Here is a 24,021-nt window from a genome sequence, read left to right on the forward strand (position 1 = left end):
AAGGCATCCTGCGCGCTACACGCGTTATTACCACAGGCGCATCAAATCGAAATAGAGCGCCATCAACATCAGAGTGCCGACCATGGCTAACCCGATGCGCAGCCCTATCGCTTGTGTTTGCTCAGAAACCGGCCGCCCACGTAATACCTCGACGAAATAGTAAAGCAGATGACCGCCATCGAGCACGGGGATGGGCAGCAAATTCAGCACCCCTAAACTGATCGAAAGATACGCGATAAAGCCCACGAAAGCTTCTACCCCCGCGCGTGCCGAATCGCCGGAAATTTGTGCGATGGTGATCGGCCCGGACAAGTTGGACGGGGAGATCAGCCCTACCAACATCTTACGGATCGCATCCACCGTCAGCAGAACCATCTCACCGGTGCGTGACAGCGCTTGCCCGACGGCCTCGATCGGCCCGTAGCGAATCTCGCGCTGCAGCGACTCAGGCCAGCTAAACGGCTCTGCACCGGCTCCAATGTACCCAACCTCGTCACCACTCTCCAGCGTATTACGTCCTGGGGTGAGCGAAAGCGTGCCCTGCTCCCCATCACGCTGGTACCCAACGCGCAGGGTCTCGCCAGCGCTATCGCGAATCACCGCGACAAACTGCATCCAGTCGTCGATGGGTTCACCGTTGAGCGAGACGATACGATCACCGGCTCGAAGCCCGGCCGCCTCGGCCGCCTGTCCTTCGACGACCTGACCAAGCACCGCCGGCACGTTAGGCTGCCAAGGAGAGAAGCCCAGCGTTTGCAGTGGCTGCGGTGGGTCTTGGCGCACCATATAATCATCGACCGGCAGCTGATAGCCGCGCGTCGCACTTGCTCCCTCCGGCATGGCCTCGATGGTGAGGTCGCCGCTGAAACCGATCATGGACACCAGTTTCAGGTTGATCTCCTCCCAGGAGCGCATCGACTCGCCCTGAATGGCGGTGATCTCACTTCCCTGTTCCAAGCCAGCCTGAGCAGCGGGCGAGTTCGGCGTGATCTCGCCTACGAGGGGGGCCACGGTCGTCGTGCCCGCCACGAACAGCGCCCAGTAGGCGACGATGGCGAGTAGGAAGTTGGCAATGGGGCCTGCGGCGACGATTGCAATGCGCTGCCACACGGTCTTGCGGTTGAAGGCGTGTTGCAACTGATCGTCTGGCACCGGCGCTTCGCGCTCGTCTAGCATCTTGACGTAGCCGCCCAGCGGAATGGCCGCCACCGCAAACTCGGTGCCGTGGCGATCCACCGTCGACCACAGCGGCTTACCAAACCCTACCGAAAACCGCAGCACTTTGACGCCACAGCGACGCGCCACCCAGAAGTGACCAAATTCATGAAAGGTCACTAGCAGTCCCAACACGACGATGACGGCTAAGATATTCTGTATCAGGCCCACTTTTCGCTCCTTTCCACGACGCGCTGCTCAGCGTTGACTGAGATTAAGCGGTTAACTGACGTAAGGTGATTGCCGCTTGCTCGCGCGCCCAGCGGTCCGCCGCCAGCACTCGCTCCAGCGAATCGGCTTGACCGGGATACGCCAGCCCCATGACCGTTGCGACCAGCTCTGGAATCGCCCCGAACGTGATGTGCCCCGCCAAGAAGGCCTCGACGGCCACTTCGTTGGCCGCGTTCAACACCGCCGGGGCCGCGCCACCGGCCTGCATGGCCTCCCGGGCCAAGCGAAGACAGGGAAAGCGTGTCTCGTCAGGGGCTTCGAAATCGAGCCGGGCGACTTGGAACAGGTCGAGCGTTTCCACGCCGGCGTCGATCCGTTCAGGCCAAGCCAAGCCATAGGCGATGGGCGTTCGCATGTCGGGATTCCCCAACTGGGCGATCACCGACCCATCGTCGTAGGCCGCCATGGAGTGAATGACGCTCTGCGGATGGACGACCACCTGAATCTGCTCGGGCGTGGCATCGAACAGCCAACATGCTTCGATGAGTTCGAGGCCTTTGTTCATCAGCGACGCGCTATCCACCGAGATCTTGCGACCCATGGACCAGTTGGGATGCGCACAGGCTTGATCGGGCGTGGCACTGGCGATCTGCTCCGCCGACCAGCCACGGAATGGCCCACCGGAGGCCGTCAACAGCAGCTGCCGCACACCGTGCTTGGCTAACCCGCCACGATGCTCGCTGGGTAGACACTGGTAGATGGCATTATGTTCAGAATCGATCGGCAGCAGCGTGGCCCCAGAGCGCGCGACGGCATCCATGAACAGCGCACCGCTCATCACCAGCGCTTCTTTGTTGGCCAGCAGGACGCGCTTGCCCGCCTCGGCGGCCGCCAGTGAGGGCAACAGCCCCGCCGCCCCTACGATCGCTGCCATCACGGTATCGACCTCTGCCGCCCGCGCAACCTCGCACAGCGCCTCCTGTCCAGCCAGCGCCGTTGTGCTGACCCCTGCGCGGCGCAGCGCTTGCTGCAACCACTGGGCATCGGCATCGGTATCCAGCACGGCAAACCGCGGTGAGTGCGCGATGCACTGTTCGAGCAACGCCTCTTTCGACGTATGCGCCGTCAGCGCATGCACACGGTAACGGTCGGGGTGGCGGGCGATGACGTCCAGGGTGCTTTTACCGATGGAGCCGGTCGCACCGAGCACGGTGACCGACTGAACTGAGACGTGACTCATAGCGCGCTCACCTGAAGTGACAGTACCTGCAGATAGAACAGCGCGAAGATGGGAATAGCTGCGGTCAGGCTATCGATACGGTCCAACACACCACCGTGGCCCGGCAGTAGCTGGCTGGAGTCTTTGATATTGCGGTAGCGCTTCAACATGCTCTCAAACAGATCCCCTAGCACGGAGGTCAGCGTCACCACGGCAGTAATCACCACCAGCGCTACCCCGCCCATGGGTCCAAGAGGCTGCCAAAGCGCAAAGAGCATCGCCAGCAGCGTCGTGGCGGCCAACCCGCCGTAGACGCCTTCCCAGGATTTTCCCGGGCTCACCCGTGGGGCCAGCTTGCGCTTGCCCCAGCGACGGCCGGCAAAATAGGCGCCGATATCGGCCGTCCAGACCAGCAGTAGCACGAACAGCAGCCACACCGCACCGCTATCGCGCAGTACATTGAAACCCACCCAGCACGGCAGTAACACCCAAACGCCCATCAGCAGGCGGCGCGACGTGGTGTGCCACTGCTGGCTGCTGTGGGGGTACTGGGTCACCCAGTAGAGATTGAGTAGCCAACCGGCAGCAGCGAGCCACAGCGGCCACACCGCATACGCCGCGCCGCCGAGCCATAAAAGCGCCAGCAGCACCGCCATTCCCGCGACCAGTGCCAGCCGGGTACGCGAAGCGCCTACGCCCGCCAGGTTGGTCCACTCCCAGGTACCTAACAGCACGATCAGCGCTGTAAACAGCGCAAAGGCACCTCCCTGTAAGCCGAACAGACCGATCAGCGTCACAGGCGCCAACCAGGCTGCGGTGATCATCCGCTGTTTAAGCACCTTGCGCCTCTATTTGTTCGTCGGTCATTCCAAAGCGGCGACGTCGTAAGCAGAAATCGTCGAGTGCTTGGTCGAAGGCCGCCCCATCGAAATCTGGCCATAATAAGGGCGAAAAATGCAGTTCGGCATAGGCCAATTGCCAGAGCATGAAGTTCGAGAGCCGCTGCTCGCCGCTGGTACGGATACATAGATCCACCGGCGGTACTTGGTCGGTGTTCATGGCCGCATCCAAGCGCGCTTCGTCGATGGCCTCGGGCGACAGCTCTCCGGCGGCCACCTGCTCGGCAAGCTGGCGGGCGGCACGGGCGATGTCCCACTGGCCACCGTAGTTCGCGGCAATCACCAGATGCATGCCGGTATTCTCGGCGGTCAGCGCTTCGGCGCGCTGGATATGCTTTTGAATCGCATGGGAAAAGCCACGCTGCTCGCCAATAATCGACAGGCGGATATTGCGCTCGTTGAGCTTTTTGACTTCGCGCTTGAGCGCCATCAAAAACAGCTCCATGAGCGCGTTCACCTCAGCGGCGGGACGCTTCCAGTTCTCGCTGGAGAACGCGAACAGGCTCAGCGTCGGGACGCCTCGCTCTGCCGCGCGCTCGATCACTGCGCGCACGGCTTCGACACCGGCGCGGTGACCGCGCACACCCGACAGCCCACGTGCCCGCGCCCAGCGGTTGTTACCATCCATAATGATAGCAACATGGGACGGCAGCGCTTCCTCGGATCGAGAAAGCGTCGTGCCGCCCGGCTGCTCTTGGGGAAGCTGCGGAGACGTCATGGGTTCTCGCACCAAAGATCAGTCATAAGTAAGCCAAGCGATGGCCCACGAGCGGCCAAGCCGCCCGTGGCAGAGTGAACGCAGGGGGTTATACCTGCATGAGATCCTGTTCTTTTGCGGCCAGCGCCTTGTCGATCTCAGCGATATATTTGTCGGTCAGCTTCTGGATCTCGTCTTCGCCCTGACGCTGATCATCTTCGGTGATCTCTTTGTCCTTGAGCAAGGATTTGAAGTCACCGTTGGCGTCACGACGCACGTTACGCACGGCCACACGCGCCGTTTCCGCTTCGCTACGCGCCTGCTTGATGTAGCCTTTACGGGTCTCTTCGGTCAGCATCGGCATCGGTACACGAATCACGTTACCAGCGCTGGACGGGTTCAGACCCAAGTCAGAGGTCATGATCGCTTTTTCGATTTTCGGCACCATTCCCTGCTCCCAAGGAGCCACGGTCAAGGTACGCGCATCTTCAACGTTCACGGACGCCACTTGGTTCAGCGGCACTTGACCACCGTAATACTCGACGGTCACGGCATCCAGGATGCTAGGGTGAGCACGGCCCGTGCGGATCTTGTTGAAGTTGCTGTGCAGCGCCTCAACGCTCTTCTTCATGCGAGACTCTGCATCTTTCTTGATGTCGTTGATCACGTTGTTACCCTCTGTCTATCAGCGTGCCTTCCTTGCCTCCAACCACGAGGTTAAGCAGGGCACCAGGCTTGTTCATATCAAATACCCGCACCGGCATATTATGGTCACGTACCAGGCAGATTGCGGTCAAATCCATTACGCCCAGCTTCTGGTCCAGAGCGTCGTCATAGGAGAGCTGGTCGTATTTTACGGCGTCGGGGTGCTTCACCGGGTCCTTATTGTACACGCCATCCACCTTGGTGGCCTTGATGACGACGTCGACATCCACTTCGATGCCGCGCAAACAGGCCGCAGAGTCCGTGGTGAAGAACGGGTTTCCGGTGCCCGCAGAGAACAGCACCACGTCGCCCGACGTTAAATAGCGGATGGCAGTGCGGCGGTCGTAATGCTCCACCACACCACTCATGGGAATCGCTGACATCACGCGGGAGCGAATGTTGGAGCGCTCCAGCGCATCGCGCATGGCGAGCGCATTCATCACCGTTGCCAGCATTCCCATGTGGTCACCCGTGACCCGATCCATACCGGCCTCGTTGAGCGCCGCGCCACGGAACAGGTTACCGCCACCGATCACGATACCGACCTGTACACCAATTCCCACCAGCTGGCCGATCTCCAGCGCCATGCGATCCAATACCTTCGGATCGATACCAAAATCGTGCTCACCCATCAGCGCTTCGCCCGACAGCTTCAGCAAAATACGCTTGTACTTCGACTTCGACTTGTCGATTTTGGTGGCAGCAGTGGGGGTAGACTCTTGAACATCACGTGACATGGCATCTCTCCTGAGGCAGACCTGGGCACAGGTGGGCGAGGCAGCGCCTGTATTTCACAGGGGCCGGATACACGAAGGCGTGCGCTCGCGCGCACGCCATCTTCTTGCTGGAACCTCTGACCTTAGCGACGGCCAGCCTGTTCCATGACTTCTTTAGCGAAGTCGACTTCTTCTTTCTCGATGCCTTCGCCCACTTCAAAGCGAGTGAAGCTGACCACTTCGCCACCGGCTGCTTTGACGAACTCAGCAACGGATTGGTTCGGGTCTTTGACGAACGGCTGTTCGGTCAGGCTGTTCTCGGCCAGGTACTTCTTCAGGCGGCCTTGAACCATCTTCTCAGCGATCTGCTCAGGCTTACCGGCCATGTCCGGCTGGGCCAGGATGATCGCTTTCTCTTTGTCCAGCTGCTCTTGCGGCATCTCTTCCGGATGGGCAACGGCCGGGTTGATCGCCGCAACGTGCATGGCAACGTCTTTGGCTGCTTCGCTGGTGCCGCCTTTCAGGACGGTCAGAACGCCAATGCGGCCGCCGTGAACGTATTCGCCCACCAGACCACCGTCAACGGCATCGACGACAACGGCACGACGTACGCCGATGTTTTCGCCGATTTTCTGAACCAGCTGCTCACGAGCGGACTCAAGGTCACCCGCCATCACCGCGGCCACGTCTTCGTTCTTCGCCGCAAAGAACGCATCCGCGATCTTGTTGGAGAAGTCGATGAAGTTGTCGTCACGGGCAACGAAATCGGTCTCAGAGTTGATTTCGACCATGACGCCGTAGCTGCCATCGTCTGCTACGCGAGTAACGACCGCACCTTCAGCAGCGGTACGACCCGCCTTCTTCGCGGCTTTAAGACCAGAGCTTTTACGCAGGTTTTCGATCGCGACTTCGATGTCACCGTCGGCTTCGGTGAGTGCTTTTTTACACTCCATCATGCCAAGACCGGTACGTTCGCGCAGTTCCTTCACCTGAGAGGCGCTGATAGCTGCCATGAGATTTCACCTCGGAAATGGTTCTAACTGAGAGTTAAACGCGCTACAGAGTATAAGCACGATAAATGACCGTTGCGTATCACTGTGCAGAGCGCTTGCCGGCATTGATCCGGCGTGATCGGCCCGCCAGGGCGAACCCAAAGCGGGAAAAAGGGGGCATAAGGCCCCCTCTTAACACGATGCGGCTCAACCTGCCCGCCGCACCCCTGTCGCCTTACTCGGCGGCAGCGTTTGTGTCGGCAGAAGCGGCTTCTTCTTCAGTCACTTCGACGAACTCGTCCGGACGACCTTCTTTCGCACGGCCACACGCGTCGGCAATCGCCTTCACGTAGATCTGGATGGCACGAATGGAGTCATCGTTACCCGGGATCACGTAATCAACGCCATCCGGGTTGGAGTTGGTATCTACCACGCCAATGACTGGGATACCCAGCTTGTTGGCTTCGTTGATCGCGATGCGCTCGTGGTCAACGTCGATAACGAACAGTGCGTCCGGCAGGCCGCCCATGTTCTTGATACCGCCGATAGAACGCTCAAGCTTCTCTTGCTCACGCGTTGCCATCAAGACTTCTTTCTTGGTCAGCTTCTCGAAGGTGCCGTCTTCGCGCATGACTTCCAGGTCACGCAGACGCTTGATGGACTGACGAATGGTCTTGAAGTTGGTCAGCATGCCGCCCAACCAGCGATGGTTGACGAACGGCTGGCCAACGCGATTCGCTTCTTCTTTGATGATCTTGCTAGCGCTGCGCTTGGTGCCAACAAACAGAATTTTGTTGTTGGATGCCGCCATCTTCTCGACCACGTCGATCGCTTCGTTCAGCGCCGGCAGGGTGTGCTCGAGGTTGATGATGTGAATCTTGTTGCGCGCGCCGAAGATGAATTTACCCATCTTCGGATTCCAGTACTTGGTTTGGTGACCGAAGTGAGCACCTGCTTTCAGCAGGTCACGCATATTGACGTGAGACATGGTAAAACTCCTGAAACTCGGGTTAGGCCTCCACGCACCCCATGGATCCGACCAGTAGCGTCCTCGAACGTCGCTAAAGGCACCCGGGACCATGTGCCGGTGCATGTGTGTTTTCAAGGCTTGCTGTTGTGCAACCCAGCGGTGCTGCGTTGCGATCTCGTTGCCCTTTCGCGCCGCGCCAGCCAGTAAAGAAGCATTGGATGGCGATTGCAGGAAAGCGCGCGGCTTTATACCATAGATCATTGCCAAGATGAAGCCGCAGGCGCGTTTCGACGCGCAATTGGCCGCTCATCACTTACCCAGAAGCCACATCGAGAATTCATGAACGTTCCCATCAAGACGCCTTCTGAAATCGAGAAAATGCGCGAAGCCGGTCGCCAGGCGGCCAGCGTTATCGAAATGATCACGCCCCACGTCAAAGCGGGCATCAGCACCGGCGAGATCGACCGCCTGTGCCACGAGTACATCGTTAACGAGCTGGGCTCGACGCCGGCACCGCTGAACTACCACGGCTTTCCCAAAGCAACCTGTACCTCCATCAACCATGTGGTGTGCCACGGCATCCCCGATGACGCCAAAAAGCTCAAAAACGGCGACATCATGAACCTGGACATCACCGTACGCACGCCCGATGGCTACCACGGCGACTCCAGCGTGATGTTCGTGGTGGGCGACACCATTCAGGGCGAACGCCTGTGCCGCATCACCCAAGAGTGCCTTTATAAAAGCATCGAGCTGGTCAAGCCTGGCGTGCGTCTTTCTGAGCTTGCCCGTGTGATTCAGCAGCACGCCGAAGCCCATGGTTACTCGGTGGTACGTGATTTCTGCGGCCACGGCATTGGTGCCGACTTTCACGAAGACCCGCAGTTCCTGCACTACGACGGCTACGCCCCCGATGCCGACATCCGCCTGGAAGCGGGCATGTGCTTCACCATCGAGCCGATGATCAACGTGGGCGGTTACAAAACCAAGGTACTGCGCGATGGCTGGACCGCCGTCACCAAAGATCGCAGCCTATCGGCCCAGTGGGAGCACACCCTGCTCGTCACCGACACCGGCGTTGACGTGCTGACGGCACGCAGCGACGAAGACTTTAGCTTCCTGAATCGCTGATGCTTCTTCACCACTACCGGTTCGAGCCGGACACGTCGCTTTACGATCTCGATCTGTTTCGCACCGAGCTTGCCGGGTCACGCTCTCCCATCGCCCCCTTCAAAGCGGCTTTACGAGACATTCAGGCACGGCTGGACGAGCAGTTTCGCGCCGGTGCCGATATCCGCGACCTAGTTCGCGGCCGGGCGTGGTATCTCGACCAGCTTCTCGCCATTGCCTGGGCCCAGCACGCCTGGCCCGACGACGGCGTCGCGCTGGTAGCGGTGGGAGGCTACGGGCGTGGTGAACTGCATCCCCACTCGGACATCGACCTCCTCCTACTGCTCGAACACGACGATGACACCCCCTACCGGGAGCCGCTGAGCGCTTTTATCACCTTTCTCTGGGATATCGGCCTGGAGATCGGCCACAGCGTGCGCTCACTCAACGACTGCGAACGGGAAGCTGAAGCAGACGTGACGGTGATCACCAACCTGCTGGAGTCGCGCCTCATCGCCGGACCGGAGAGCCTGCGCGAGAAAATGCGCGAACGCTTGAGCACGCCGAACCTGTGGCCCGCCGACCGCTTTTTCGAGGCCAAGTGGCAGGAGCAGATCGCCCGCCACTACCGCTACAACAACTCCGAGTACCACCTGGAGCCCAACCTCAAAAGCTCTCCCGGCGGCCTGCGCGATATCCAGATGATTGGCTGGGTGGCCAAGCGCCATTTCGGCACCGAGCAGTACACCGACATCGTCGCCAACGGCTTCATGAACGACGCCGAGCTGCGCATTCTTAGCCAGGGCCAGGCATTTCTCTGGCAGGTGCGCTACGCCCTGCATATGCTCACAGGCCGAGCCGAAGATCGGCTGCTGTTCGATCACCAGCGCACCATTGCCGAGATGTTCGGCTTCAAGGACACTCCCGAAAGGCTCGCCGTCGAGCAGTTCATGAAGCGTTACTATCGCCATGTAACGGCCCTTGCCGGGCTCAACGACATGCTGCTGCAGCACTTCGACGAAGTGATTCTGCGCGGCAAGGAGTCACTGGAAACCGTCAAGCTCAACGAGCGCTTCGAAACCAAGGGCGGCTATATCCAGGTACGTTCGCGCAACCTCTTTCGCGAGCGCCCCGCGGCCATGCTGGAACTCTTCCTGCTGATGGCCAAGCACCCGGAGATCGAGGGGGTTCGCGCCGACACCATTCGGCTGATTCGTGACCATCGCCATCAAATCGACGATCACTACCGGGAAGACCCGCGCCACCAGCGACTCTTCATGGCCATCATGCGGGCACCGGGGAACGTTCCTCGCCAGCTGCGACGCATGAACCGCTACGGCATTCTCGGCAAGTACCTGCCGGAGTTTGGTCGCGCCGTGGGGCTGATGCAGCACGACCTGTTCCATATCTACACGGTCGATGCCCATACCCTGCGCCTACTGAAATTCCTGCACGGTTTCCGCAAGCCAGAGGCCAAGGGCGACTTCCCCGTGGCAGCGACGCTCATCCACCAGTTACCCAAGCTGGACCTGCTGTGGATTGCGGGCCTGTTCCACGACATCGGCAAAGGCCGTGGCGGTGACCACTCCGAAATCGGCGCGCGGGATGTCGAGCAGTTCTGCCATCGCCACCACATTTCCCAGCACGACACCAACCTAGTGAGCTGGCTGGTGGAGCACCATCTGCTGATGTCGATGACTGCCCAGAAGCGTGACATCAGCGACCCCGACGTAATCCGCGACTTCGCGCTGATCGTGCGCGACGAGACCCGCCTGGACTACCTCTACGTGCTCACCGTCGCTGACATCAACGCCACCAACCCCACCCTATGGAACGGCTGGCGGGCATCTCTATTGCGCCAGCTCCACGCCGAAACCAAACGCGCCCTGCGCCGTGGGCTGAAAAATCCACCGGATCGAGACGACTGGGTGCGCGAAACTCGCACTGAGGCACGCTCGCTGCTACAAACGGTGGGCGTCGATAGTGGCCAAATCGACCAGCTGTGGGAGTCGCTGGGGGAAGATTACTTCCTGCAGTACGCGCCCAGCGAGATCGTCTGGCAGACACAAGGCATTCTGGCGCACCAGCCCTCGCCGCTGCCGCTGGTGTTGATCAGCGCGCCCACCGCCGACATGGCCGAAGGCGGCACCAAAGTGTTCATTCACACCCGCTCGGTGGATGACTTGTTCGCCGCCACCGCCGCCGCCATGGAACAGCTCGGGCTCTCGATTCACGATGCGCGCATTGCCACGTCGCACAACGACTGGACGCTCAACACCTTCATCGTGCTGGATAGCCACGGTCAGCCGATTCGCGACGCGGAGCGCATCGAAGAGATGCGCAGCCACCTGGTAGAAGAGCTGGACGACCCAGACGACTACCCCGAGATCGTCACCCGACACACGCCGCGCCAGCTCAAACACTTCAAAGTGCCAACCGAAGTGGTGATCGAACAGGACCCGGCCAACGAGCGTACCCTGCTGGAACTGACCGCCCCCGACCGCCCCGGCCTGCTGGCTCGGGTAGGGCGCATCTTCATGGAGCAGGATATTGCCCTCTCGGCCGCCAAGATCGCCACGTTGGGCGAGCGGGTAGAGGACGTGTTCTTCATTACCACCAAGGCAGGCGAGCCGCTCACCGACTCCGAACGCCAGCAGCAGCTTCGCGAACGGCTGATAGAAGTGCTAGGCGTCTAAACCATAAAGTCGCCCTGCCCTGGTGGTTAGGTTTGAGCCTGCCCCAGGGCTTGCCTATAATCGGCGGTTCGATAAATGGTTTTGCCTACCGCTCCCGCCCTTACGCTCTCAACGGACGCGCCATGAACCCTGATCTCAACGCCCTACACCCCTATCCGTTTGAAAAGCTGGCTGCCCTCAAAGCGACGCTCACGCCCCCGGCGGGACTGACGCATATTCCGCTGACGATCGGCGAACCTCAGCACGCCCCCTATCAAGGCGCGCTGGACGCTCTCATTGCCCATCAGCTCGACATGGCCCGCTATCCGGCCACCAACGGCCTGCCTGCGCTACGTGAGACCATCGCCGCCTGGGCGACCCAGCGCTTTGGCCTCGCGGGGCTGGACGCCGAACGCCAGGTACTGCCGGTGAACGGCACCCGCGAAGCGATCTTCGCCTTCGTGCAGGCCGCGCTGGATCGCACGCGCCCCGCCAAGGTGGCCGTGCCCAATCCGTTCTACCAAATTTACGAAGGCGCGACGCTACTGGCAGGCGGCGAGCCGCTCTACCTGGACTGCACCGCCGAAAACGGCTTCCGCCCCGATTTTTCAGCGGTCAGCGCCGACACTTGGCGCGACGTGCAGATCGTGTTTATCTGCTCGCCGGGCAACCCGACCGGGGCCGTCACGCCGCTGGCCGAGTTCAAACAGCTGATTGCCCTGGCCGATGAGCACGACTTCATCATCGCCTCCGACGAGTGCTACTCCGAGCTTTACCTAGACGAGAACACGCCGCCGCCCGGGCTTTTACAAGCCTGTGCCGAGCTTGGCCGCAATGACTACCGCCGCTGTGTGGTCTTCCACTCGCTCTCCAAGCGCTCCAACCTACCAGGGCTGCGCTCTGGCTTCGTGGCGGGCGATGCGAACCTACTCGCCCCGTTCAAGCGCTACCGCACCTATCACGGCTGCGCCATGTCGCTGCCGCTGCAGCACGCGTCCATCGCAGCCTGGCAGGACGAAACCCACGTGCGCGCCAACCGCGACGCCTACCGGGAAAAGTTCAGCGCGGTGACGGAAGTACTCGCCCCGGTGATGGACTTCCCCACCCCCGAAGCGAGCTTCTACCTCTGGCCTGCAGTACCGGGCGGCGACGATATCGCCTTTACCCAGCGGCTATTCAGCGAACAACACGTGAGCGTGCTTCCCGGCAGTTTAATGGGCCGCCCAGGCCACAACGGCCATAATCCTGGCGCGGGTCGGCTACGCTTAGCCTTAGTGGCGGAGCTTGAGCCGACCTTGGAAGCGGCCACGCGCCTTCGCCAACTGATCGAGCGCGGCTAGTCCGCGCCGCCTAAGACGACGACAGGAGGCTCTATGCTGACGCTCTACATCATTCATAACTGCGACACCTGCCGTAAAGCGCGCAAAGCGCTGGACGACAAAGCGCTGATGTATAAAACCCACGACCTGCGTAAAGATGGCTTGTCGGCGGCGCTACTCGAACACATCCTGAACCGTGTTCCGCTGGTCGAGGTAATCAACAAGCGCAGCAAAACCTGGCGGGATCTTTCTGACGAAGAGAAAGATTACGATGCCAACTCGGCGCGTCAGCTGCTGCTCCAGCACCCCACGCTGCTCAAGCGGCCACTGCTGGAACTCGACGACGGCACCATCATGATCGGCTACCGTGACGGCGACTATGACACGCTAAGCGGCTAACCCGGACTCGCCTTCTCTCACTCACTTTCTCTCACTAACCTCTAAGGAATACGCGTTATGCTGAGCTTCGCGCTTGGAATCGGCACCCAAAACACCCAGGGCGACTGGCTGGAAATCTACTACCCGGCCCCGCTGCTCAATCCGGATGCGAGCCTGGTCGCCGCCGCCCAAGAAGCGCTGGATGCACCGGCAGGCAATGCCCCGGTGAGCTTCCTGCCGGAAGACTGCACCCGCCTGGCCAAAGCGCTGGAAGCGGCAGGCCACTCCGAGCAGGCCGCCCTGGCCGAGTCGCTGGCCACTAGCCAGCGCCCGCTGGTGGCGATGTTCCTGGAGAGCGACCAGCCGCCGCAAACCGCCCCTGAGGTGTACCTGAAGCTGCACCTGCTGTCGCATCGCCTGGTGAAGCCTCACGGTCTGGACCTGACCGGCATGTTCGGCCTGCTGCGAAACATCGCCTGGACCAACGAAGGCGCCATCGACATTGAAGAGCTGCCCGCCCGCCGTCTCAAGGCACGCCTGGCTGGCCGCACGCTGTCCGTCGACTGCGTGGACAAATTCCCCAAAATGACCGACTACGTCGTGCCCACCGGCATCCGCATCGGCGACACCGCCCGCGTACGTCTGGGCGCTTACCTGGGCGAAGGCACCACGGTCATGCATGAAGGGTTCGTCAACTTCAACGCGGGCACCGAAGGCCCCGGCATGATCGAAGGGCGCATTTCCGCAGGCGTGATGGTCGGCAAAGGTTCTGACCTGGGCGGCGGTTGCTCGACCATGGGCACGCTATCGGGCGGCGGCAACATCATCATCAAGGTGGGCGAAGGCTGCCTAATTGGTGCCAATGCCGGCATCGGCATTCCGCTGGGTGACCGTTGCACCGTCGAAGCTGGCCTCTACATCACCGCAGGCTCCAAAGTGACGCTGCTGGATGACCAGGGCCAGGAAGTCAACACCGTTGCCGCCCGCGAGCTGGCAGGCCAAGACGACCTGCTGCTGCGCCGCAACTCACAGAGTGGCCGCATCGAGTGCCTGACCAATAAAAGCGCCATTGCGCTGAACGAGGCGCTGCATGCCCATAACTGAGCCTGACTCACTGTCACCGACACTGACGCTGGCGTTCGAGCTGCTTAGCCGGGCATCGGTGACACCCGACGATGAAGGCTGCCAGGACCTGATGATCGAGCGCTTAACGGCGCTCGGTTTCCATATCGAGCAGCTCCCCTTTGGCGACGTGAAGAACTTTTGGGCCGTACGCGGTCATCACGGCCCGGTGATTGCCTTTGCCGGACACACCGACGTGGTGCCCAGCGGGCCACACACCAACTGGGAATTTCCGCCTTTCGAGCCCTGTATCGACGACCAAGGCATGCTCTGCGGGCGCGGCGCGGCGGACATGAAAGGCAGCCTAGCAGCGATGCTGACGGCGGTGGAGCGCTTTGTCGCCCGCTACCCCGACCACGAGGGGCGGATCGCATTTTTGATCACCTCCGATGAAGAGGGGCCCGCCATCGACGGCACCCGCGCGGTGGTCGAACACCTTCGCGAGCGCAATGAACGCTTGGACTACTGCATCGTGGGCGAGCCCTCGTCTACCGCTCGCCTGGGCGACGTGATCAAAAACGGGCGCCGTGGCTCTTTGGGCGGCGTGCTGCATGTAAAAGGCGTGCAGGGCCATGTGGCCTACCCTCACCTAGCGCGCAACCCGATTCACCAAGCGATGCCAGCCCTGGATGCGCTCGTCAACGAGCATTGGGATGCAGGCAACGACTTCTTCCCTGCGACCAGTTTTCAGATCTCGAACATGCGTGCCGGTACCGGAGCCACCAACGTGATTCCTGGCGAGGTAGAGGTGGTGTTCAACTTCCGCTACTCCACCGAAGTCACCCATGACGAGCTGCGCTCACGCACCGAGGCGATTCTGGATCAGCACGGCCTCGAGTACCACATTGACTGGACCCTGAACGGCGAGCCATTCCTGACCGCAGAAGGCGAGCTGGTGGATGCGGCGATTCGTGGCGTGGATGCCGTGACCGGTGAGCGTCCGCAGCTCTCCACCAGCGGCGGCACCTCCGATGGCCGTTTCATTGCCACCCTAGGCACCCAGGTGGTCGAACTCGGACCGCTCAATGACACCATTCACAAGGTGAACGAGCGCGTGCGGGCCAGCGATTTGGATGGGCTGAGCCGCATCTACGAAGCAACCCTGCAAGCGCTGCTGACCACCGATGAGGTAAGCGTATGATGGAGCGGTTTCCGGATATCGAAGTGTATCTGGCGCGGGTCACGCTGGATGACGTCAATGCTTGGCTGGCCGAGGTTCTGAGCGCACCACCCCTCAGCCCGGCAGGCAAGGGGAAATGGAAAACCCGCGGCCAACATCAGGGCGATAGCGTGCCGGTGCTGCTGGTGGACAACGCTGCCGATGGTTTTGCAAGTCTCTGGTTCGACAGCAGCCAGACGCCGTGGCACACCGACCAAGAGTGCGCCCAGCACGCCGCCGAAGCGCTGCAGGTGGAAGTCCGCTGCTCGCTGGGAGGCTGGCACCCCGGCGATGACCCTGACCGCTTTTGGCAAGTGCTGCCCGGCGGGCAGGAGAGCGCCATCGAATGGCCGGACTCAGGCCGCTAAACGCAAAAACCCCCGCACGTTGCGGGGGTTTTCTCTATCGGCACGCCGACACGCCCGTTAGCGCTACGCCTATGCGGCAGCGCCTGAACGCTTACTCGATAATGCTGACGTCATCGGCCTGCAGGCCGCGATCGTTTTTAATGACGTGATAGCGAACGATCTGACCTTCTGCCAGCATGCGCGGGCCACGGCCACGAATCGCACGGAAGTGAACGAACACGTCTTCCCCGTTATCGCGGGTAATGAAGCCGTACCCTTTATTGGTGTTGAACCACTTGACCTCTCCCTCTTCACGGCCATCGTTGGGGTCGATGATATCTTCCTCTTCATCATCTTCCGCCACCGGAGCAGGCGCTTGAGGCTGGCGCGGTGCTGGTTTTACTCGTGCCACATCCGCTTTCACCACCATCGGCGGTGCCAGAGCCGCTGCGGCTAACGTGCCCACAAACAACATGACAAAGCAGCCAAGGGCCACGGCGGCATACACACTAAACGCCGCTTCGGCCAACCACTGATCAGCCATCGGTGCATTGGTTAAATGAACGATCCCCGCCAACAAAAGCGGCGTGGGGGCGGCGAGTAAGATACTGATAAAGAAACAGCGAAAAACAACTTTTGGGTTCATAGATGATGAAAGCTCTCTTGTTGTATGGGTAACAGACGAAGGACAATACTCGAACTACCAGGCCCATTCCTAACAGTACCGAGCATACTACACAAGGTGACGATGTTATCATGACAAACGAATTATCGCCTGCCGAGCTCACTCAACGTCTTGAATCGATGGAGAGTCGGCTGGCTTATCAGGAACACTGGTTGGATACGCTCGACCAAGCGGTCGCCCAGCAAGAGCGCCGCTTGGAAAAACTCGAGCAACTTAGCGCCTTGATGCGCGAACGGCTACGGGAACAGCATCAGGCGCTCCAGGCGGGTGATACCCAAGGCAGTTTCCGCCCTGAAGATGACGTTCCGCCCCACTATTGAGCGCTAGACCACGCTTCACCCCTTTATCACCCCACTACACTGCCGGGGTCCACGCTCTCCAACCCAAAGGCCTCTGCGACCGCGCGGTACGTGATCTGACCGTTATGTACGTTCAAGCCGGGTAAAAAGTGCGCATCGTCGGCGAGGGCTCGTTGCCAACCTTTATCGGCGAGCGCCAGCACGAAAGGGAGAGTGGCATTGGTCAGCCCTAGCGTAGAGGTCCGCGCTACGGCGCCGGGCATGTTGGCCACGCAGTAGTGAACGATGCCATCCACGAGATACGTAGGCTCGGCGTGGGTGGTGGGCCGGCTGGTTTCGAAACAACCGCCCTGATCGATCGCCACGTCTACCAGTACGCTCCCCGGCTTCATGTCTGCCAGCATGGCACGCGTGATCAGCTTGGGGGCTGCAGCCCCCGGAATGAGCACGGCCCCCACGATCATGTCCGACTCTCGTACCGCGTGATCCAGCGCGTCGGCCGTGGAGTAAACGGTTTTGATGCGCCCCTGATAGCGATCATCCAGCACTTCCAGCCGGGCAATGGATTTATCCAGAATCATGACGTCCGCGCCCAGTCCCAGCGCCATGCGAGCAGCGTTCTCGCCCACCACGCCACCGCCGATCACTGTCACTTTGCCTGGCGACACACCGGGGACACCCGGCAGCAGTACGCCAGAACCGCCCTGCGCTTTCTCCAGGCTATGCGCCCCCGCCTGTACGGCCATTCGGCCAGCGACGGTGCTCATGGGGGCAAGCAGTGGCAGGCCGCCTTTGGCATCGGTAATGGTTTCGTAGGCAATACAAGTGGCACCGCTTTCCATTAGCCCTTGGGTGAGGGACTTTTCAGCGGCCAAGTGCAAGTAGGTAAACAGCGTATGCTCCGGGGTGAGACGCGCGACCTCCTCTGGCTGCGGCTCTTTGACTTTCAAGATCAGCTCGGCGTGTTGCCACAGCGCCTCCACGCTTTTTTCGATGGTGGCGCCCGCGCTTTGATAAGCGCTATCGGGAAAGCCTGCGCCGTCGCCCGCGCCACTCTCCACGTAGACATGGTGGCCACGCCTGGTTAGCTCGCGCACCCCTGTCGGCGTGAGGGCGACTCGGTACTCGTGATTTTTGATCTCTTTGGGAACGGCAATTTTCATGGCTGAATTCTCCACAATTCGGATGAACGACACGTCGCTCACTGCATTACAGCACAGCCGGTGAGAACCACCACCCCTATGAATCAAAACGAAAAAAACGTCGGCTAAGGCGTTTTTTAACAGAAAGATCTAGTGCGTGAGCGCGGCACACGAAAAAATCGACGCTCCTCAGCGCCGCCTCATCGCTCCTCGATCACCGCACTGCCATAGATACGCTGATACTCGTCGGGCAAACGCTTCGGGCGGCCGCTGGAGAGGGCCACGCAAGCAAATCGGGTGCGGGCGTTGAGCAGCGTTTTGCCATCCTCCACACGCTTCAACTGAAAGCGACGGGTTAGGCTAAACCGGCCGTCGCAGGCGACGATCCAAGTCGCAAGCTGCAGCGCATCGCCGGAAAAGGCGGGTGCGAGATAGTCCAGCTCATGGCGGTGTACCACCATTGCCCTGTCCAGCGTTCGGTAGCGCTCAAGAGAGAGCCCCAGTGCCTCGGAGTGCGCCCAGCTAATTTGCTCAACCCAGCGCAAGTACTCGCTGTTATTGACGTGCTGATAGGCATCGATCGCCTCGGGCAGCACCTTCAGGTCGATCACAAACGGGTCTGGCAATGCCCACTCCATGTGGCTCTCTCCTTGTTCTACCTCATATTGACGGTTAGCGGGGGGTTCAATCGCGGAATACGCGAACGCCCAGCGCCTTCAAATAGGCCGTTTCCGGAATGGCCGGATGCACCGGATGATCCGGCCCTTGGTGGCCCTGGAAGATGACCTGGCCGTGACGATCCTGGTGGCGCACCGCGCCACGGACTACGTCGACCAAGCGCTCGGACGCCAAGTGCATGGAACACGACGCCGACAGCAGCAGGCCGTCGCGGCCCAGCAAACGCATCGCCTCACGATTGAGACGCGAGTAGGCGCGCTCACCGTTGGGAATGTCCTTGCGCTTTTTGATGAACGCAGGCGGATCGAGAATCACCACGTCGAACTGCTCGCCATCGGCCTTCAATGCCGCCAGGGCTTCAAAGGCGTCGCCTTCGCCAATCGCCACCTGCTCTTGAACACCGTTGAGTTCGGCGTTACGCGCCACCTGCTCCAGCGCCGCACCGGATGCGTCTACGCAGAGCACTTCTGATGCCCCGCTGGCCGCTGCCTGAACGCCCCAGCCACCCACGTAGCTGAAGACATCCAGCACGCGCTTACCCGCCACTTGGCTGTTGAGCCAAGCGCGGTTGACGCGGTGATCGTAGAACCAGCCGGTTTTCTGGCCGTTCAGCACCGGCACGGCAAAGGTGACGCCATTTTCGACCAGCAGCACTTCATCGGGCAGCGTGCCTTTGACCACTTCCACGTGGGCTTCCAGACCCTCCTGACGGCGGCCACCGGTGTCGTTACGGAAGACGATGGCGCTCGGCTTGACGACTTTCTCCAGCGCATCGACGATCTCCTCTGCCAGTGCCTGCATACCGGCGGTGTTGAGCTGCACCACCAGCACATCGCCAAACCGGTCGATCACCAAGCCCGGCAGCAGATCGCCTTCACCGTGAATCAGACGATAGAACGGCTGATCGAACACGCGCTGACGCAGCGCGAGCGCTTGATTGAAACGATGCACGAACAGCGAGCGGTCCAGGCGCATTTCAGGATCGCGGGACATGACGCGCCCACAGATCAACGAGTGGGGATTCACGTAAGCCACGCCCAGCGTTTTTCCGTTGGACGCCTCCACGAGCGCAGGCTCACCCGCCGCAAAGTTTTTCAGCGGCGTCTCTTTGATATCGACTTCGTTGGAGTAGATCCACAGATGGCCAGCCTTCAAGCGGCGATCGGCGTTCTTGTTCAGGCGCAGGCGTTGAGTCACAACAATCTCCAAAAGAGCAGGCGAGCAACGTCGACGCGCTGCCCGCATAAGCAAAACAGGTCGCCGCCCAAGGCGGCGATTAGCGCTGGCAGCCGGGGCAAAACACGCTGGCCCGCTGGCCCAGAGTGATCCGCCTCAGCTCGCTGCCACAGCGCAGGCAGGGCTGCCCGTGGCGACCGTAAACGTTCAGCCGCTGGGCGAAATAACCGGGCTCTCCTTGGCCGCTGACGAAATCGCGCAGCGTGGTGCCGCCCTGGGTAATGGCTGCCGCCAAGACCTCTTTGACGGCGGCCGCCAGCGCATCGTAGCGCGCCCGGGAGATACGCCCCGCCGCACGGCGCGGGTCGATACCAGCCATGAACAGCGCTTCAGCGGCATAGATATTGCCCGCACCCACGACCACGCGGTTATCCATCAAAAAGGGTTTGACTGCCACGCGCTTGTCACGGGACAGGCGGTAGAGCCACTGGCCATCGAAAGCCTCGCTCAGCGGCTCGGGGCCAAGATGCGCAAGGCGGGTATCGCGACTGCCGTCGCCCTGCTGCCAGTCGACGAACCCAAACCGCCGCGGGTCATGGTAGCGCAGCACATAGCCGCTGGCCGTCACAAGATCCACATGATCGTGTTTTTTAGGCACGTCGCCCAGGCGCGCAATACGCAGGCTTCCCGACATGCCCAAGTGCCACAGCAGCGTGGCATGGCCATCGGGCATGGCTAGCGGCATCTGCAAATACTTGGCGCGGCGCGCCAGCTCGCCGACGCGCGCGCCGATCAGGCGATCGGCCAGATCGTCAGGCACCGGCACGCGCAAGCGCGGCTGGCGCACTCGCACTTCGGTAATCTCTTGTCCTTCGAGATAGGGGGCAATGCCACGTCGTGTGGTTTCTACTTCAGGCAGTTCGGGCATGATGAAAGCCTATGATGACAGCGCCGTGACAGCCAGGACCAGCCAGGGCACTAACGACAGACATGCAAAAACCCGGCTTTGGGCCGGGTTTTTCAACAGGCGCTCGCCTGCGGTGAAAGCCGATCATCGTAACCGCGATTACTTGATCTTGGCTTCCTTGTAGATGACGTGCTTACGGACCACCGGGTCGTATTTCTTGAATTCGAACTTATCCGGGGTGTTCCGCTTGTTCTTATCAGTGGTGTAGAAGTGGCCAGTACCGGCACTAGACACCAGCTTGATCTTATCGCGCATGGTTTAACTCTCCCAAAAGTGCTTAGCAGAAGCTAGCTTAGATAGCGTCGCCGCGTTTGCGGATGTCGGCCAGAACCGTCTCGATACCTTTCTTGTCGATGATGCGCATGCCTTTGGAGGAAACGCGCAGCTTGACGAAGCGGTTTTCGGATTCAACCCAAAAACGATGGGTGTGCAGGTTCGGCAAGAAACGACGACGTGTCTTACGCTGGGAGTGAGAAACGTTATTACCAGTTACCGGACGCTTGCCGGTAACCTGACATACTTTGGACATGAGAGCCTCCAACCGCTTGGCGAGTTGTTCAAAACTGTCGGGCAAACCGGAGCAGGGAGGGAGTCGACGCAGTTAACCGCCTAGCTGTACCCAAATCCGTTATTCAACCCAAGTTCAAAGGTGGCACTTTATACCAGAGCACCTAGCTACCAGCAAGCGAAACCGCCCAAAAAGGCCAAAAAAGCGCGTTTTTGGACAATTTACTTAGAAAAGAGGCATTGGCCTTACGACCCGCCGCACGTTTTCTCCTGCTGATATGACGGCTATAGCCAGCCACGCTCGGCAAACGACACCACGTCTCCGTCTCCCACCACAAAATGATCGAGAACCCGCACGTCAAAGAGTGCAAGGGCATCTTTCAAGCGTTCGGTGATACGTCGATCGGCATCGCTGGGCTCAGCCACACCCGAGGGGTGATTGTGGGCCAGGATGACAGCGCCAGCGTGTAGTTCCAGCGCACGCTTGGCAACTTCGCGGGGATAAACGGATGCGCTGTCTAGGGTACCGCGAAACAGGGATTCATAGCGAATAATTCGGTGCTGCGTATCCAAAAAAAGTACCGCGAACTCTTCATGCCCCAAATGACGCAGCTGAGAGCTCAGGTAGTGACGCACTAAGGCAGGTGAGGTTAACGCATTGCCACGCGCCAGTTGACTGGCTAAATGCCGCCTTGAAAGCTCAAGTGTGGCCTGTAGTTGCGCAAATTTAGCGCTCCCCAGCCCCCGAGCGGCACAGAACTGGGTTTGGTCGGCTTCCAGCAACTGCCTTAACCCCCCGAAACTGGTCAGCAGGTCCCGCGCCAAATCCACCGCAGATCGCCCCTGCACCCCTACGCGAAGAAAAATAGCCAGAAGCTCCGCATCCGAGAGCGCCTGAGCGCCCATATTGAGCAGTTTTTCCCGTGGCCGCTCGCCCTCAGGCCAGTGATTAATTCCCATTCGACGCCTCCCTGCCTCTACACTTGATGAGCGATGCCTACCGCATGCCTCACTTTACCTAGCTTTATTAGCGCTCGCCTGAGCATGCCAAAATAATCGGTCAAATGGTATGGTAAGCCCCTTGTTGATCGTCACACTGGACTGCCCACCATGGCCTCACTTTCGCACTCCCCTTTGTCGTCACTTGCGGGTAAGCGCCTGCTGCTCGGCGTTAGCGCGGGCATCGCGGCGTACAAAAGCGCGCTGATCGTACGGCTGCTCAAGCAGGCGGGCTGCGAAGTGCGCGTGGTCATGACCGAGGGGGCCCAAGCCTTCATCACGCCCCTCACGCTTCAGGCGCTCTCGGGCGAGCCCGTGCGGACCTCGCTCCTCGATCCTGACGCGGAAGCCGGCATGGGACATATCGAGCTCGCCCGCTGGGCGGATGCCATCGTCATCGCCCCCGCCACGGCCGACCTGATCGCGCGGCTGGTGCACGGCATGGCTGATGACCTGCTCACTACGCTCTGCTTGGCCTCCGAGGCGCCACGACTCATCGCGCCAGCGATGAATCAAGCCATGTGGCGCCACCCCGCCACTCAGCGCAACGTCGCCCAGCTGGCCAGCGACGGCTGGCAGCTCATTGGCCCCGCCGCAGGCGACCAAGCTTGCGGTGACGTCGGCCCAGGGCGAATGAGCGAGCCTGAGGAGATCATTGAAGCGCTTCGCCGCCATTTTGCTCCACCGTCCATTGCCTCCCAAGATGCTCCGCACGTGGTGATTACTGCTGGTCCTACCCGGGAAGCATTAGACCCCGTCCGCTACCTGTCGAATCACAGCTCAGGCAAGATGGGCTATGCCCTGGCAGCCGAAGCCGCCGCGCAAGGGGCACGGGTAACGCTGATCAGCGGCCCGGTCAATCTGCCCACCCCTCAGGGGGTCGAGCGGATCAGCGTCGATACGGCCCTGCAGATGCACGAGGCAGCGCTACGTCTCGCACCAACGGCAGCGCTGTTCATTGGTTGCGCAGCGGTGGCCGATTACCGCGCCGCCCATGCGGCCGAGCACAAGCTGAAAAAAACCGACGACCAGGACACCCTGACGCTCACGCTGGTGAAAAACCCCGACATCATTGCCGACGTGGCGGCACTGCCAGACGGCCAGCGCCCCTTCGTCGTGGGCTTTGCCGCCGAGACCCAGGACGTGGAGCGCTACGCCCAGGACAAGCTCACCCGCAAAGGGCTCGACATGATCGTCGCCAACGACGTTTCCCAGCAGGGCCTGGGCTTTGGCAGCGACGACAACGCCGCGCTCCTGCTATGGCGAACGCCCCATGGAAGCGAGCAATGGGCGGCGGCGCCGCAACCCAAAACCCACTTGGCCGCGCTGATCGTTCAACGCGCTTTCACACAACTCTCCTTGACCAACTCTGGAGCCTGACCATGAGTAGCCCCCGCCCGCGCCTACAGTGCCACGTTTTGGACGAGCGTCTGCATGACTATCTGCCCACCTACGCCACGGCAGGCTCTGCAGGCATGGACTTACGGGCGTTGCTGGATGAGCCGCTGACGCTCGCCCCTGGCGAGTGTCAGCTCGTGCGCACCGGGCTGGCCATCTATATCGAAGATCCAGGCTTAGCGGGCATGATTTTGCCGCGCTCTGGCCTTGGCCATAAACACGGCATCGTACTGGGCAATCTGGTAGGTTTGATCGACTCCGACTACCAGGGCGAGCTGATGATCTCGGTCTGGAACCGCGGTCAGGCCAGCTTCACGATCACCCCCTTCGAACGGCTCGCCCAATACGTTCTGGTGCCCGTGGTGCAAGCCGATCTCGACCTCGTCGATCGCTTCACCGACTCGTCCCGCGGCAGCGGCGGTTTTGGCAGCACCGGGCGTCAATAACGCGCCGACTCACTCCCCTATCAGCGTTTT

General features: G+C 60.7%; 26 protein-coding genes. 10 read left to right on the forward strand and 16 right to left on the reverse strand.

Features of this window, described 5'->3' with window-relative positions:
- Positions 1 to 27 precede the first annotated feature (27 nt).
- From rseP to rpsB, 8 genes are all read right to left on the reverse strand, one after another.
- On the reverse strand, positions 28 to 1,386 hold the full coding sequence (gene rseP, locus NH398_RS14575; protein WP_253019110.1) for an RIP metalloprotease RseP: 1,359 nt from the start codon (positions 1,384 to 1,386) through the stop codon (positions 28 to 30).
- Positions 1,387 to 1,429: 43 nt separating this feature from the next.
- Entirely contained in the window at positions 1,430 to 2,626 is a 1,197-nt protein-coding gene (ispC, locus tag NH398_RS14580; RefSeq protein WP_253019111.1) for a 1-deoxy-D-xylulose-5-phosphate reductoisomerase, read from the reverse strand.
- Positions 2,623 to 3,444, reverse strand: coding sequence for a phosphatidate cytidylyltransferase (locus NH398_RS14585; RefSeq protein ID WP_253019112.1), 822 nt, complete (start codon positions 3,442 to 3,444; stop codon positions 2,623 to 2,625). The genes ispC and NH398_RS14585 overlap by 4 nt, the downstream gene beginning before the upstream one ends.
- Positions 3,437 to 4,222, reverse strand: a complete 786-nt coding sequence (gene uppS / locus NH398_RS14590) for a polyprenyl diphosphate synthase (RefSeq protein WP_253019113.1) — start codon at positions 4,220 to 4,222, stop codon at positions 3,437 to 3,439. The genes NH398_RS14585 and uppS overlap by 8 nt, the downstream gene beginning before the upstream one ends.
- Positions 4,223 to 4,310: 88 nt before the next feature.
- Positions 4,311 to 4,868 (reverse strand): ribosome recycling factor, encoded by a 558-nt coding sequence (gene frr / locus NH398_RS14595; RefSeq protein WP_159341010.1) that lies wholly within the window; start codon positions 4,866 to 4,868, stop codon positions 4,311 to 4,313.
- A 4-nt stretch (positions 4,869 to 4,872) separates the two neighbouring features.
- Entirely contained in the window at positions 4,873 to 5,643 is a 771-nt protein-coding gene (gene pyrH / locus NH398_RS14600; RefSeq protein WP_139528317.1) for a UMP kinase, read from the reverse strand.
- Positions 5,644 to 5,765: 122 nt separating this feature from the next.
- Positions 5,766 to 6,635, reverse strand: a complete 870-nt coding sequence (gene tsf, locus NH398_RS14605; RefSeq protein WP_253019114.1) for a translation elongation factor Ts — start codon at positions 6,633 to 6,635, stop codon at positions 5,766 to 5,768.
- 214 nt (positions 6,636 to 6,849) lie between these two features.
- Positions 6,850 to 7,602 carry a 30S ribosomal protein S2 gene (gene rpsB / locus NH398_RS14610; RefSeq protein WP_159341006.1) on the reverse strand — a complete coding sequence of 251 codons (753 nt, stop codon included), beginning with the start codon at positions 7,600 to 7,602 and terminating at the stop codon, positions 6,850 to 6,852.
- Between the two features lie 321 nt (positions 7,603 to 7,923).
- On the opposite strand from rpsB, the gene map reads away from it, so the two are divergent.
- The 7 genes from map to NH398_RS14645 all read left to right on the forward strand — a co-directional run bounded on the left by map (position 7,924) and on the right by NH398_RS14645 (position 15,715).
- Positions 7,924 to 8,715: a type I methionyl aminopeptidase gene (map, locus tag NH398_RS14615; RefSeq protein WP_159341004.1), complete on the forward strand. Its 792-nt coding sequence runs from the start codon at positions 7,924 to 7,926 to the stop codon at positions 8,713 to 8,715.
- Positions 8,715 to 11,390 carry a [protein-PII] uridylyltransferase gene (locus NH398_RS14620; RefSeq protein WP_253019115.1) on the forward strand — a complete coding sequence of 892 codons (2,676 nt, stop codon included), beginning with the start codon at positions 8,715 to 8,717 and terminating at the stop codon, positions 11,388 to 11,390. Before map ends, NH398_RS14620 begins: the two co-directional genes overlap by 1 nt.
- A 122-nt stretch (positions 11,391 to 11,512) precedes the next feature.
- On the forward strand, positions 11,513 to 12,709 hold the full coding sequence (gene dapC / locus NH398_RS14625) for a succinyldiaminopimelate transaminase (RefSeq protein WP_253019116.1): 1,197 nt from the start codon (positions 11,513 to 11,515) through the stop codon (positions 12,707 to 12,709).
- 33 nt (positions 12,710 to 12,742) lie between these two features.
- Entirely contained in the window at positions 12,743 to 13,087 is a 345-nt protein-coding gene (locus tag NH398_RS14630; RefSeq protein ID WP_253019117.1) for a Spx/MgsR family RNA polymerase-binding regulatory protein, read from the forward strand.
- 57 nt (positions 13,088 to 13,144) lie between these two features.
- Positions 13,145 to 14,170, forward strand: coding sequence for a 2,3,4,5-tetrahydropyridine-2,6-dicarboxylate N-succinyltransferase (gene dapD / locus NH398_RS14635; protein ID WP_253019118.1), 1,026 nt, complete (start codon positions 13,145 to 13,147; stop codon positions 14,168 to 14,170).
- Positions 14,157 to 15,329, forward strand: a complete 1,173-nt coding sequence (gene dapE, locus NH398_RS14640) for a succinyl-diaminopimelate desuccinylase (RefSeq protein WP_253019119.1) — start codon at positions 14,157 to 14,159, stop codon at positions 15,327 to 15,329. The genes dapD and dapE overlap by 14 nt, the downstream gene beginning before the upstream one ends.
- Positions 15,326 to 15,715, forward strand: a complete 390-nt coding sequence (locus NH398_RS14645; protein WP_159340993.1) for a hypothetical protein — start codon at positions 15,326 to 15,328, stop codon at positions 15,713 to 15,715. Before dapE ends, NH398_RS14645 begins: the two co-directional genes overlap by 4 nt.
- Before the next feature lie 91 nt (positions 15,716 to 15,806).
- On the opposite strand, the gene NH398_RS16765 is transcribed toward NH398_RS14645, so the two are convergent.
- Positions 15,807 to 16,340 carry a cold shock domain-containing protein gene (locus NH398_RS16765; protein WP_159340991.1) on the reverse strand — a complete coding sequence of 178 codons (534 nt, stop codon included), beginning with the start codon at positions 16,338 to 16,340 and terminating at the stop codon, positions 15,807 to 15,809.
- 110 nt (positions 16,341 to 16,450) lie between these two features.
- Between NH398_RS16765 and NH398_RS14655 the strand changes: the two genes are divergently transcribed.
- Complete coding sequence (locus tag NH398_RS14655; RefSeq protein ID WP_159340989.1) at positions 16,451 to 16,699, forward strand: SlyX family protein; 249 nt, start codon at positions 16,451 to 16,453, stop codon at positions 16,697 to 16,699.
- 26 nt (positions 16,700 to 16,725) lie between these two features.
- Here NH398_RS14655 and ald read toward each other — a convergent pair whose 3' ends face one another.
- From ald to radC, 7 genes are all read right to left on the reverse strand, one after another.
- Complete coding sequence (gene ald, locus NH398_RS14660; RefSeq protein ID WP_253019120.1) at positions 16,726 to 17,841, reverse strand: alanine dehydrogenase; 1,116 nt, start codon at positions 17,839 to 17,841, stop codon at positions 16,726 to 16,728.
- Between the two features lie 179 nt (positions 17,842 to 18,020).
- Positions 18,021 to 18,458, reverse strand: coding sequence for an acyl-CoA thioesterase (locus NH398_RS14665; protein ID WP_253019121.1), 438 nt, complete (start codon positions 18,456 to 18,458; stop codon positions 18,021 to 18,023).
- Between the two features lie 46 nt (positions 18,459 to 18,504).
- Positions 18,505 to 19,743, reverse strand: a complete 1,239-nt coding sequence (locus NH398_RS14670) for a class I SAM-dependent rRNA methyltransferase (RefSeq protein WP_290441532.1) — start codon at positions 19,741 to 19,743, stop codon at positions 18,505 to 18,507.
- Positions 19,744 to 19,774: 31 nt separating this feature from the next.
- The gene (mutM, locus tag NH398_RS14675) at positions 19,775 to 20,602 is read right to left on the reverse strand and encodes a bifunctional DNA-formamidopyrimidine glycosylase/DNA-(apurinic or apyrimidinic site) lyase (RefSeq protein ID WP_253019122.1); all 828 of its coding nucleotides are present in this window, start codon (positions 20,600 to 20,602) and stop codon (positions 19,775 to 19,777) included.
- Positions 20,603 to 20,740: 138 nt separating this feature from the next.
- Complete coding sequence (gene rpmG / locus NH398_RS14680; protein ID WP_009098622.1) at positions 20,741 to 20,896, reverse strand: 50S ribosomal protein L33; 156 nt, start codon at positions 20,894 to 20,896, stop codon at positions 20,741 to 20,743.
- 37 nt (positions 20,897 to 20,933) lie between these two features.
- Positions 20,934 to 21,170 carry a 50S ribosomal protein L28 gene (rpmB, locus tag NH398_RS14685; protein WP_038481085.1) on the reverse strand — a complete coding sequence of 79 codons (237 nt, stop codon included), beginning with the start codon at positions 21,168 to 21,170 and terminating at the stop codon, positions 20,934 to 20,936.
- A gap of 263 nt (positions 21,171 to 21,433) precedes the next feature.
- The gene (gene radC, locus NH398_RS14690) at positions 21,434 to 22,108 is read right to left on the reverse strand and encodes a DNA repair protein RadC (protein WP_159340979.1); all 675 of its coding nucleotides are present in this window, start codon (positions 22,106 to 22,108) and stop codon (positions 21,434 to 21,436) included.
- A gap of 150 nt (positions 22,109 to 22,258) precedes the next feature.
- Between radC and coaBC the strand changes: the two genes are divergently transcribed.
- Together coaBC and dut are read left to right on the forward strand one after the other, a co-directional pair.
- A complete protein-coding gene (gene coaBC, locus NH398_RS14695) occupies positions 22,259 to 23,527 on the forward strand; it encodes a bifunctional phosphopantothenoylcysteine decarboxylase/phosphopantothenate--cysteine ligase CoaBC (protein WP_253019123.1) in 1,269 nt (422 codons plus the stop codon).
- A 2-nt stretch (positions 23,528 to 23,529) separates the two neighbouring features.
- Entirely contained in the window at positions 23,530 to 23,991 is a 462-nt protein-coding gene (gene dut, locus NH398_RS14700; RefSeq protein ID WP_253019124.1) for a dUTP diphosphatase, read from the forward strand.
- Positions 23,992 to 24,021: the final 30 nt, after the last annotated feature.

The sequence above is a fragment of the Halomonas sp. CnH100-B genome (genome assembly GCF_024124605.1).
In the GTDB taxonomy this organism is placed as follows: domain Bacteria; phylum Pseudomonadota; class Gammaproteobacteria; order Pseudomonadales; family Halomonadaceae; genus Vreelandella.

What these genes read in the sequence shown, in the direction of transcription:
- NH398_RS16765 (WP_159340991.1), bottom strand. Translation starts at nt 16,340, where the DNA reads ATGAACCCAAAAGTTGTTTTTCGCTGTTTCTTTATCAGTATCTTACTC.
- pyrH (WP_139528317.1), bottom strand. Translation starts at nt 5,643, where the DNA reads ATGTCACGTGATGTTCAAGAGTCTACCCCCACTGCTGCCACCAAAATC.
- mutM (WP_253019122.1), bottom strand. Translation starts at nt 20,602, where the DNA reads ATGCCCGAACTGCCTGAAGTAGAAACCACACGACGTGGCATTGCCCCC.
- NH398_RS14670 (WP_290441532.1), bottom strand. Translation starts at nt 19,743, where the DNA reads ATGCGGGCAGCGCGTCGACGTTGCTCGCCTGCTCTTTTGGAGATTGTT.
- ispC (WP_253019111.1), bottom strand. Translation starts at nt 2,626, where the DNA reads ATGAGTCACGTCTCAGTTCAGTCGGTCACCGTGCTCGGTGCGACCGGC.
- dapE (WP_253019119.1), top strand. Translation starts at nt 14,157, where the DNA reads ATGCCCATAACTGAGCCTGACTCACTGTCACCGACACTGACGCTGGCG.
- NH398_RS14665 (WP_253019121.1), bottom strand. Translation starts at nt 18,458, where the DNA reads ATGGAGTGGGCATTGCCAGACCCGTTTGTGATCGACCTGAAGGTGCTG.
- NH398_RS14630 (WP_253019117.1), top strand. Translation starts at nt 12,743, where the DNA reads ATGCTGACGCTCTACATCATTCATAACTGCGACACCTGCCGTAAAGCG.
- radC (WP_159340979.1), bottom strand. Translation starts at nt 22,108, where the DNA reads ATGGGAATTAATCACTGGCCTGAGGGCGAGCGGCCACGGGAAAAACTG.
- NH398_RS14655 (WP_159340989.1), top strand. Translation starts at nt 16,451, where the DNA reads ATGACAAACGAATTATCGCCTGCCGAGCTCACTCAACGTCTTGAATCG.
- dapD (WP_253019118.1), top strand. Translation starts at nt 13,145, where the DNA reads ATGCTGAGCTTCGCGCTTGGAATCGGCACCCAAAACACCCAGGGCGAC.
- coaBC (WP_253019123.1), top strand. Translation starts at nt 22,259, where the DNA reads ATGGCCTCACTTTCGCACTCCCCTTTGTCGTCACTTGCGGGTAAGCGC.
- uppS (WP_253019113.1), bottom strand. Translation starts at nt 4,222, where the DNA reads ATGACGTCTCCGCAGCTTCCCCAAGAGCAGCCGGGCGGCACGACGCTT.
- dut (WP_253019124.1), top strand. Translation starts at nt 23,530, where the DNA reads ATGAGTAGCCCCCGCCCGCGCCTACAGTGCCACGTTTTGGACGAGCGT.
- tsf (WP_253019114.1), bottom strand. Translation starts at nt 6,635, where the DNA reads ATGGCAGCTATCAGCGCCTCTCAGGTGAAGGAACTGCGCGAACGTACC.
- NH398_RS14620 (WP_253019115.1), top strand. Translation starts at nt 8,715, where the DNA reads ATGCTTCTTCACCACTACCGGTTCGAGCCGGACACGTCGCTTTACGAT.
- ald (WP_253019120.1), bottom strand. Translation starts at nt 17,841, where the DNA reads ATGAAAATTGCCGTTCCCAAAGAGATCAAAAATCACGAGTACCGAGTC.
- rpmB (WP_038481085.1), bottom strand. Translation starts at nt 21,170, where the DNA reads ATGTCCAAAGTATGTCAGGTTACCGGCAAGCGTCCGGTAACTGGTAAT.
- NH398_RS14645 (WP_159340993.1), top strand. Translation starts at nt 15,326, where the DNA reads ATGATGGAGCGGTTTCCGGATATCGAAGTGTATCTGGCGCGGGTCACG.
- rpsB (WP_159341006.1), bottom strand. Translation starts at nt 7,602, where the DNA reads ATGTCTCACGTCAATATGCGTGACCTGCTGAAAGCAGGTGCTCACTTC.
- dapC (WP_253019116.1), top strand. Translation starts at nt 11,513, where the DNA reads ATGAACCCTGATCTCAACGCCCTACACCCCTATCCGTTTGAAAAGCTG.
- rpmG (WP_009098622.1), bottom strand. Translation starts at nt 20,896, where the DNA reads ATGCGCGATAAGATCAAGCTGGTGTCTAGTGCCGGTACTGGCCACTTC.
- map (WP_159341004.1), top strand. Translation starts at nt 7,924, where the DNA reads ATGAACGTTCCCATCAAGACGCCTTCTGAAATCGAGAAAATGCGCGAA.